The following is a 9,421-nucleotide window of genomic DNA, read 5'->3' as shown; positions in this document are numbered from 1 at the left end:
GACGCCCCGATCCCGGGCGTCGGCCCCTGGGACGAGATTCTGAAAAACCCGCTTCTCTGGCATTTTCGCTTCGGCGGCCCCGACATGGAGCGCCTGGTCGCAGGCCGCGAACGGATCTATCTCGACCGCTTCTGGAATGAGTTCTCGGCCGATCCCGCCAAATTCACTGAGGCGACCCGGACTCACTACGCGCAGCTTTACGCCCGTCCTGGCGCGATGCATTCGGGTTTTGCGCAATTCGCGGCCTTCGACCAGGATGCGGACGACAATCGCGCGTGGCTCGCCACCGGGGCGCGTCTGGCGATGCCGGTGCTGGCGGTCGGGGGCGAGAAGTCGTTCGGCGGGATGATGGCTACCGTGATGCGCGCCGCGGCTGCCGACGTGCGGGAGGGAGTCGTTCCGGCGTCTGGCCACTGGATCATGGAGGAGAACCCGCAGGCGACGACCGCCATGGTCCGCGGTTTTCTTGCCGAGAACGGGTCCTAGAAGCCGGCGTCGCAACGCGACAATTCGGCAAACAGAAAGGGCGCGATCGAAATCGCGCCCTCGAAAAACCTGTCATGGTCACCGGCCAGCGCCCCGGTAGCGACCAAAGAGGGGAAGCCTCACCGCACCAGAATATTGCGGAACTGCCAGGGATCGCTCTCGTCGAGATCCTCGGCGAAGAAGCCCGGCCGGCCCTGCAGCGGGGTCCAGTCGGTATAGACGCCGACCACCGGGCCGAGATAGGGCGTCTGGATTTCGAGGCAGCGCTTGTAGTCCATCTCGTCGGCTTCCAGAATGCCTTCGTTCGGATTTTCCAGCGCATAGACCATGCCCGCCAGCACCGCCGAGGAGACCTGAAGGCCGGTGGCGTTCTGATAGGGGCACAATTCGCGGGTTTCCTCGACCGAAAGCTGCGAGCCGTACCAATAGGCGCCCTTGGCGTGGCCGAACAGCAGCACGCCGAGTTCGTCAATGCCGTCGACGATCTCGTGCTCGGTCAGGATGTGGTTCTTCTCCTGCACCTTGCCATTGGCGCCGAACATTTCATGCAGCGACAGCACGGCGTCATCGGCCGGGTGATAGGCGTAATGGCAGGTCGGGCGATAGACCGCCTCGCCCTTGTCATTGCGCACGGTGTAATAATCCGAAATCGAGATGGCCTCGTTATGGGTGACGAGGAAGCCATATTGCGGGCCGGGAGTCGGCGTCCAGCTCCGCACGCGCGTGTTGGCGCCGGGCTGCAACAGATAGATAGCGGCGCCGCAGCCGAATTTATGGGTGCGGCCGTTTTCCGGCATCCAGGTCTCATGCGTGCCCCAGCCGAGTTCGGCCGGCTGCAGGCCTTCCGAAACAAAACCTTCCACCGACCAGGTGTTGACGAAGACGCCACGCTGCTTCGGGTCCTTGGCGCGCTGGGTGTCGCGCTCGGCGATATGGACGCCCTTGACGCCGAGGCGCTGCGCCAGCGCAGCCCATTCGGCGCGGGTTGTCGGCTCGGGCGCCTTGTCGCCGAGATCGGCGGCCAGATTGACCAGAGCCTGTTTCACGAACCAGGACACCATGCCTGGATTGGCGCCGCAGGTCGAAATGGCGGTCGTGCCGCCCGGATTCTTGCGGCGGGCTTCCAGCACCGTCTCGCGCAGCGCGTAATTGGAGCGCTTTTCCGGCCCGAGATTCTTGTCGAAATAGAAGCCGAGCCACGGCTCCACCACGGTGTCGATATAAAGCGCGCCGATCTCGCGGCACAGCTCCATGATCGCCAGCGACGAGGTGTCGACCGAGAGATTGACGCAGAAGCCCTGGCCGCCGCCGCGGGTCAGCAGTGGAATCAGCAGGTCGCGGTAATTGTCCTTGGTGACGGCCGATTTGATGAATTCATAGCCGCGCGATTCGGCGATCTCGCGATCGACGTCGGTCGGATCGATGACGACGAGCCTTTTGTGGTCGAATTCGAAATGACGCTCGATCAGCGGCAGCGCGCCCTTGCCGATGGAGCCAAAGCCAATCATCACGATCGGGCCGGAAATACGGCCATGAACGGGCCAGTCAGTCATGATGTTTTCCTGTTCTCTGTGAGGCTTCGCTTGGCGCGAAAGGGGCGGGAAAGACGGGCTGTTTACTCGCAAAGGCGGCGGGCGGGGTCAAGCGTCCCCGCCCGCGCCGAAGCGAATCTTGCCATTGGATGTGACGGTTTGAAGAAGGTTACGCCGCCAGACGGCGCTCGCCTTCCGACGCCGCGAAGGCGCCGGTCGCCCGGATCATGCCCTGTGCGCCGGAAAGCGCGCCGGGCTCCAGCTCCAGCGCGAGGAAGCGCGCCAGCTCCACCGGGCCCGGCAGGTCGAGCTGTTCCGCGCCCGCGCGGGAAAAGCCGAAGCGCTCGTAATAAGGCGCGTCGCCGACCAGGATCACCGCCTTGTGGCCGAGCGCGCGGGCGCGGTCGAGGCCGAGGCGGATCATCTGGCCGCCGAGGCCCTTTGAGCGCACAGATTCGCTGACCGCGATCGGGCCGAGCAGCAAGGCGTCGCAGCCCACACCATCAACGGTTCCGGCCTCGATCGACCAGAACCGCAGCGTGCCGACCAGCACATTGTCGCGGATGGCGGAAAAGGCGAGGCCCTCCGCCGGCAGGCGGCCTTCGCGCAGGCGCTCGCAGGTCTTGCGCCAGCGGGTCAGGCCGAAGGCGCGGTCGAGCAGGGCTTCGCGCGCGAGGAAGTCGCGGGCGGCTTCCTCGCGGATGACGATCTCACCGGCGGCGAGAGGGATCGGAGCGGCGAACGGGGTCGCAATCTGGTTCATGACGTGACCTTCCTCGGGTCGCAGAAAACCGCGGCCGGAACGCGCCGGCGCGGGGTGAGGAGGCCGCCGCCTCTCTCGCGACAGGCGGCGTGTGATGACGGGAAACTCGGAACCGAAAGACCTGGAACCGAACTCAGATCACATAAGACTTCAGAGGCGGAAAGCCGTTGAAGCCGACAGCGGAATAGGTCGTCGTATAGGCGCCCGTCCCTTCGATCAGCACTTTCGCGCCGATTTCGAGACTGACCGGCAGCAGATACGGCTCCTTTTCATAGAGCACGTCGACCGAATCGCAGGTCGGGCCGGCGAGCACGCAGGGCTCGCGCGGATCCGCGTCAAAATCCGTGCGGATCGGATAGCGGATCATCTCGTCCATGGTCTCGGCGAGCCCATTGAACTTGCCGATGTCGAGATAGACCCACTTCACCTTGTCGTCGTCCGACTTCTTCGAAATCAGCACGACTTCCGCCTCGATCACGCCCGCGTCGCCGACCATGCCGCGTCCCGGCTCGATGATCGTCTCCGGAATCTGGTTGCCGAAATGTCGTCGCAGCGACCGGAAAATGGCGTCGCCATAAGTGCGCACGGCAGAAACGCGCTTCAGATAGCGGGTCGGGAAGCCGCCGCCGAGATTGACCATCTGAAGAGTGATTCCCCGCTCGGCCAATTCGCGGAACACGCCCGCCGCGCTCTTGAGCGCGCCGTTCCACATGCGCGGGTTGCGCTGCTGCGACCCGACATGGAACGACAGGCCATAGGCCTCAAGGCCGAGGCGATGAGCATGCTCCAGCACGCGCGGCGCCATTTCCGGCGCGCAGCCGAACTTGCGCGACAGCGGCCATTCGGCGCCGACGCCGTCGCAGAGCATCCGGCAGAACACCTTCGCCCCCGGCGCGGCGCGCGCGACCTTCTCGACCTCGGCTTCGCAATCGACCGCGAACAGGCGAACCCCAAGTTGGAAAGCGCGGAAAATGTCGCGCTCCTTCTTGATCGTGTTGCCGAAGGAGATGCGGTCCGGGGTCGCGCCAGCGGCGAGCGCCTGCTCGATCTCGACCACCGAGGCGCAATCGAAGCAGGAGCCCAGCTCCGCCAGCAGCGCCAGCACTTCCGGCGCCGGATTGGCCTTGACCGCATAGAACACGCGGGTGTCCGGCAGCGCCTTGGCGAAGGCGAAATAATTCTCGCGCACGACCTCACGGTCGACGACGAGACAAGGAGCGGAATCCAGACCCGCCTCACGGCGGTTGCGGAGGAACTCGAGGATACGATCGGTCATCGCGGCATCCCAACGAAGGGCGGCTTCCCGCCAGAACTACAGGGCTTCGGAAGGGCGAGCGCCAGCCGTCCGCCCTCGCGCGATGGAGACGCGAGATGCAGAAGAAAACGCCGTCCAGGACCGCTCGTCCGCGCATGATGCGCCGCCTGACGGTCCGGTGCTGCGCCGTGGACGCGAAAAGCTCGGAAGGCGTTACGCCTGCCAAGATTTAAGCGGCCTTCGATTGGAATGGGAAATCCCGTTCCGCACGCCCGGCAAGAAAGACTAGCCTCTTCGGTAAGCCGGCCTTTGGAGGGCCGACAGAGACGAAAAAGCCCGGTCCGTCGTTGCTTTAAGTCGCGATCCTCCGTACAGACGGAGTTCGCCGGTTCGCCTCCGGCTGCCGGTTGGATTTTCAGGCGTTTCACCGGCCTCTTGTCCGGGGTCCCGCCAACCGACACACGACCACAGGCACGTGCGATTTGGGCAGGCCCATACATATGAATTCGCGAGTCGAACGCAAGTGAAAAATTGGCAAGCTTTGCTTTTTTTCGCCCCTGTGGCGCCCGCGCCCGAAAGGTCCCGTTAAGCGCCTGCGCTTCAGGCGCCTTGCGGAGGCCGCAAATCGTGGATAACTGCTTGAGCCGCGCCGATTTCATCGCGGCCCTCGCCTTTCTCCGGTGACCTGTCCCATGCCCCAGTTCGACCGCCGCACCCTGCTCAACGCCCTCGCCGTTTCCGGCGCCGTCACGCTCGCCCCGCATGGTTTTTCCCGCGCCCTGGCGCAAGGCCCCACGCCCGCGCCCGGCGCGGCGGCGAGCGGCCAGCCCCCGGCGGCGCATTTCGGCTTCGAGGATGTGGTCAAGCGCGCCCGCGAGCTCGCCGCCGCGCCCTATGACGCCTCAACCGTGAAATTGCCCGACGCGCTGACCAAGCTGGATTTCGATTCCTATCGCGAAATTCGCTTCAAGGCCGAGAAATCGCCGATCACAGCCGGACCTTATCGGCTGCAATTGTTCCATCTCGGCTATGGCTTCAAGCGCGCGGTGGTGATCAACACCATCCGCGACGGCATCGCCACGCCGATTCCCTATTCGGCCGGCCTGTTCGATTACGGCCGCACCAAATTCGACAAGAACCTGCCGGTCAATCTGGGCTTCGCCGGCTTCCGGCTGCATTATCCGCTCAGTTCTCCGCACAGCCAGGACGAGATCGTCTCCTTCCTCGGCGCCTCCTATTTCCGCTTCCTCGGCCGCGGCCAGAGCTACGGCCTTTCTGCGCGAGGCCTGTCCGTGAACACGGGCGGCGACGACGAGGAATTTCCCAATTTCCGCGAATTCTGGATCGAGACCTCCGAGAGCGAGCCGGACAAGGCGACCATTTACGCTTTGCTCGACAGCGCCTCGGTCACCGGCGCCTTCCGCTTCGACCTCTATCCCGGCGCCGAAAGCGTGATGGAAGTGGGGGCGACCCTGTTCCCGCGCCGCGACAATGTGAAATTCGGCATGGCGCCGCTCACCTCGATGTTCTACGCCGACGAACAGCATACCGCCGTGAAGACGCCCGACGAATGGCGGCCCGAACTGCACGATTCCGATGGCCTGCTAATGCATTCCGGCGCGGGCGAATGGATCTGGCGGCCCTTGCGGGCGCCGCGCGTCAAGGTGATGACCACTTTCGCCGACAACAATATCCAGGGCTTCGGCCTCGTCCAGCGCGACCGCTCCTTCGACCATTATCAGGATCTCGAACTGACCTACGAGACGCGCCCGACCTATTTCGTCGAGCCGCACGGCGATTGGGGCGAGGGCCGCATCGAACTGCTGGAGTTGGCGACCAAGGACGAGACCGCCGACAATATCGTCACTTATTGGACGCCGAAGACGGCGCCAGAGGCAAACAAACCCTTTACTTATTCCTATAGCATCCGCGCCGTGCTCGACGCCGCCGACCTCTCGCCCAATGGCCGCGTGGTCAACACCTGGCGGACCAGCCCCAAGGCGCTTGGCTCCAACGAGGCGGTGGATGTCGGCTCGCGCCGTTTCATCGTCGATTTCGCCGGCGGCGACCTCGCTTATTACGCGCAGGACCCGAACAGCGTGGAAATCTCCGCTGCGGCCTCGGTCGGCAAGGTCACCCGCACCATCCTGATGCCCAATCCCCATATCGGAGGCTTCCGCGCCTTCGTCGACGTGCAGGTCGAGCCGGGGCAGAGCACCGACATCCGCGCCTATCTGCACGCCGGTCCGAAAGTGCTCACCGAAACCTGGCTGATGCCCTGGATCGCGGAATAATCAGTATTCTGGCAGCCTTCTGCCTTAGAGCAGCGTGCGAAAAAGTGGATGCCGGTTTTTCGCTTACGCGGACCTTCGGTTCGCGAAAACGCTGCGACAACAAAGGAATCTAGATTTGATCGCGATTCGATCGAATCGCAATCAAATCTGGTCGCGCCTGAGCGAAACGGGGCCGAAGGCCAGCGGCAGCAAATCGGACAAGGCGAGGCTTTGCGCCGCGCCGGTCTCATCCGCGCAATGGACGCGGGTTTCGGGCGTGGCGAATTCGGCAATACGCTGGCGGCAGGCGCCGCACGGCGTGATCCGGCCCGGCCCCGGTCCGAGGACGAGAATTTCCGCGATCTGCGTTTCGCCCGCCGCGACCATGGCGGAAATGGCGGCGGTTTCCGCGCAGACGCCCAGCGGATAAGCGGCGTTTTCCACATTGCATCCGGCGAAGATCGCGCCGCCCGGCGTGCGCAGCGCCGCGCCGACGGGAAAATGCGAATAGGGCGCATGGGCGCGGGCCCGCGCCGCCTTGGCGCGCTCGAACAAATCGTCCAGTCCGGTCATTCCGCCTCTCAGAATTTGCCACCTCTCAGAATTTCCGCCACAGCGCGAGCAGCAGACCATTTTCACGATAGGCGTTCTGGCCGGCAAGGGTGAAGAAGCCGCCGCCCTGCACGCGCCATGACGGATCCAAACTATAGACCAGACTCAGCTGCGCTTTCGCCTGCGCCCATTGCGGCGTGTTCGGATTGTTCGAGGGGCCGGAAATCGTGTTGAAGCTCTGAGCCAGCACCAGCAGGTCCGGGGTCGCGTAAAGCCCGAAAGTCGCGTCGAAATGGCCCTCATTGGGCGCCGTCCCGCCGACCAGACGAAAGCCCGCGGCGAAATCGACAAAGCCCGCATAGCCGGCCAAGGCCAGATTGTGGCCGAGCAGCAGGCGCAGGTCATATTCCGGCTGGCTCGGCCCGGCGAGCCAGCTATTGGTCGCGCCGCCGGTGGTCGGCGCGCGCAGTCCGGCCAGCACCGAAATCACCGTCGACTCGTCGCGCCAGACCCGCGCCTGAGCCGCGATCTCGCTGTCGCCGAGCCCGGTGTAAGTCTGGCTCGCCGGAGCCGCCAGCGAAGAGCTTTGCACGCCTGGGCGGACGATGGCCGCCAGCCAGTCGGTCACGCCATAGGCGACAAAAGCCGAGCCTTGCGCGCTGCGGTAGAGCGGCGTCGGCGTGAACTGCCCCGCCTGATTATAGGCGACATTGGCCTGTTCGAAAAAAGTGGTGACGATGATTTCGCCATGGCCCTGGTCGGGCGTCCAGGCCCCGGCCAAAGCCGGAATCGCGCTCGCGGCCGCGATGAACAGCGCCATCGCGACCGAAAAAAACACAAAGGAAAAACACTGCCGCTGCATGTCGCAGCCTGAAAGGACGCCAAACCCAAGCTCAAGTTAGCCCGAGCGCGAAAGCGCCGTCAATTCAAACGCGAAGCGATTTCTGTGCATGACCCGGGAGGACGCGCCGCGCGAGCGGCGCGTTGCGATCCGTCAGGCGGAAGGGGTTTCGGCGGGCGGCGCCGGCGGCGCGGCGGGGGCGGCGGGGGCGGCGGGGGCGGCGTCCAGCGACTGGCGCAGCTTGTCTTCCAGCGCATGGTCGAACGAGGTGCGGATCACCGTGCCGCCGACGCCCTTGAGGTCTTCCAGCACCTTGTCCGTGGTCATCTTGCGGATCAGCAGGAACAGGCCCGCCATGCCGGGCTTGAGCGCGTCATTGGCCTGTTTCTTCATGTCGTCGTCATTAATGCCGAAATCGGTGAGGGCGCCGCCGAGCGCGCCGCCCGCAGCGCCCACCGCCGCGCCCGCCAGCGGCATCAGGAACAACATGCCGATCAGCGTGCCCCACAGCGCGCCGGACGCGGCGCCGGCGGCTGTCGTGTTCATCAGCTGGTTCAGCTTGACCCGCCCCTTGTCGTCGCGCACCGCGATCACGGCGTCGCCGATGTCGATCAGATATTCGCGCTGCATCCCGAGGATGCGGTCGCGCACTTCCTCCGCCTTCTGCTCGTTCTCGAAGGCTATGAAAACCAGATCGCTCATGTCGTTTCCTCCATTCCCGGCCGCCGCGGATTCCCGGAACCTCCGGAGGCCGTGACGGAACGCTTTGTTGTCCCTTGTCTTGACGACGCCGCGATGAAAGCGCGGCGCCGATCACGCCTGGGCGGCGCCCGCTCCCGAAGTTTCGGCGGGCGGGGGCGGAGCCTCGTCTTTCGGCCGCGCCGAGGGCCGGAATTTCTCCCGGATCGCCTGGAAGGCCACATAAAGCGGCGGGATGGCGAAAATGCCGACCACCGAGGCCAGGATCATGCCGCCGAACACCGGCGTGCCGACATTCTTCCGCGCCAGTTCCGAGGCGCCCTGGGCGACCACCAACGGATAAAGACCGAGAATGAAGGCGAGCGAGGTCATCATCACCGGACGGAACCGCAGGCGCGAGCCTTCGGTCGCCGCCTCCAGCAGCGGCACGCCGCGCTCGCGCTGCTCCTTGGCGAATTCGACGATCAGAATGCCGTTCTTCGCCGCGAGGCCGATCAGCACGACCATGCCGATCTGGCCATAAAGGTCCAGCGTCAGCCCGCCCAGCAGGATGAACAGGAAGGAGCCGAACACGCCGATGGAGACCGAAAGCAGGACCGGCACCGGAATGGTCCAGCTCTCATAGAGGCCGACCAGGAACAGATAGGCGAACAGAATGGCGAAGGCGAGGATGATCGCCGTTTTGCCCTCGGCCCGCTTTTCCTGGAAGGCGGTGTCGGTCCATTCGCCGGCATAGCCGGACGGCAGCGTCTTGGCCGCCACCTCCTCCATCGCCGCCAGCGCCTGCCCGGACGAGACGCCCGGCGCCGGGCCGCCCTGCACGGTCGCCGCGCCGCGGTTGTTGTAGCGGATCAGCGCCGGGGGCCCGACCACCACCTTCACTTCCACGAGGTTGCGCAGCGGGATCATCTTGCCGTCATTGGAGCGGACATTGATCCGATAGATGTCGTCGACGCTCTTGCGATCCTCCGCCTCAGCCTGGACCTGCACCTGCCAGGTGCGGCCGAACATGTTCATATT

At 64.8% G+C, this 9,421-nt stretch carries 9 protein-coding genes; 2 read left to right on the top strand and 7 right to left on the bottom strand.

Annotated features, from left to right (window positions below; translation table 11 throughout):
• Nucleotides 1-486, top strand: a 486-nt coding sequence (locus ACE3S9_RS09800; protein WP_374546271.1) for an alpha/beta fold hydrolase, incomplete at its 5' end; no start/stop codon positions are given.
• Between the two features lie 119 nt (nucleotides 487-605).
• Here ACE3S9_RS09800 and ACE3S9_RS09795 read toward each other — a convergent pair.
• From ACE3S9_RS09795 to ACE3S9_RS09785, 3 genes are all read right to left on the bottom strand, one after another.
• Entirely contained in the window at nucleotides 606-2,039 is a 1,434-nt protein-coding gene (locus tag ACE3S9_RS09795) for a homospermidine synthase (protein ID WP_374546270.1), read from the bottom strand.
• A 148-nt stretch (nucleotides 2,040-2,187) separates the two neighbouring features.
• The gene (locus ACE3S9_RS09790; protein WP_374546269.1) at nucleotides 2,188-2,781 is read right to left on the bottom strand and encodes a GNAT family N-acetyltransferase; all 594 of its coding nucleotides are present in this window, start codon (nucleotides 2,779-2,781) and stop codon (nucleotides 2,188-2,190) included.
• Between the two features lie 133 nt (nucleotides 2,782-2,914).
• On the bottom strand, nucleotides 2,915-4,057 hold the full coding sequence (locus tag ACE3S9_RS09785) for a type III PLP-dependent enzyme (RefSeq protein ID WP_374546268.1): 1,143 nt from the start codon (nucleotides 4,055-4,057) through the stop codon (nucleotides 2,915-2,917).
• A gap of 671 nt (nucleotides 4,058-4,728) precedes the next feature.
• Here ACE3S9_RS09785 and ACE3S9_RS09780 point away from each other — a divergent pair.
• Nucleotides 4,729-6,330, top strand: coding sequence for a glucan biosynthesis protein (locus ACE3S9_RS09780; RefSeq protein WP_374546267.1), 1,602 nt, complete (start codon nucleotides 4,729-4,731; stop codon nucleotides 6,328-6,330).
• A gap of 141 nt (nucleotides 6,331-6,471) precedes the next feature.
• Here the strand turns inward: ACE3S9_RS09780 and cdd are convergent, their stop codons facing one another.
• From cdd to ACE3S9_RS09760, 4 genes are all read right to left on the bottom strand, one after another.
• A complete protein-coding gene (gene cdd, locus ACE3S9_RS09775) occupies nucleotides 6,472-6,882 on the bottom strand; it encodes a cytidine deaminase (protein WP_374546266.1) in 411 nt (136 codons plus the stop codon).
• A 25-nt stretch (nucleotides 6,883-6,907) separates the two neighbouring features.
• Nucleotides 6,908-7,699 (bottom strand): hypothetical protein, encoded by a 792-nt coding sequence (locus ACE3S9_RS09770; protein ID WP_374546265.1) that lies wholly within the window; start codon nucleotides 7,697-7,699, stop codon nucleotides 6,908-6,910.
• 156 nt (nucleotides 7,700-7,855) lie between these two features.
• Nucleotides 7,856-8,404, bottom strand: a complete 549-nt coding sequence (locus ACE3S9_RS09765) for a DUF1269 domain-containing protein (RefSeq protein WP_374546264.1) — start codon at nucleotides 8,402-8,404, stop codon at nucleotides 7,856-7,858.
• 111 nt (nucleotides 8,405-8,515) lie between these two features.
• Nucleotides 8,516-9,421, bottom strand: a 906-nt coding sequence (locus tag ACE3S9_RS09760) for an efflux RND transporter permease subunit (protein WP_374546263.1), incomplete at its 5' end; no start/stop codon positions are given.

Source organism: Rhodoblastus sp. (assembly GCF_041915505.1).
Taxonomy (GTDB): Bacteria; Pseudomonadota; Alphaproteobacteria; order Rhizobiales; family Beijerinckiaceae; genus Rhodoblastus.
Note: the sequence above shows the minus strand (reverse complement) of the source record. Positions and strands in the feature narration are given on the sequence as shown.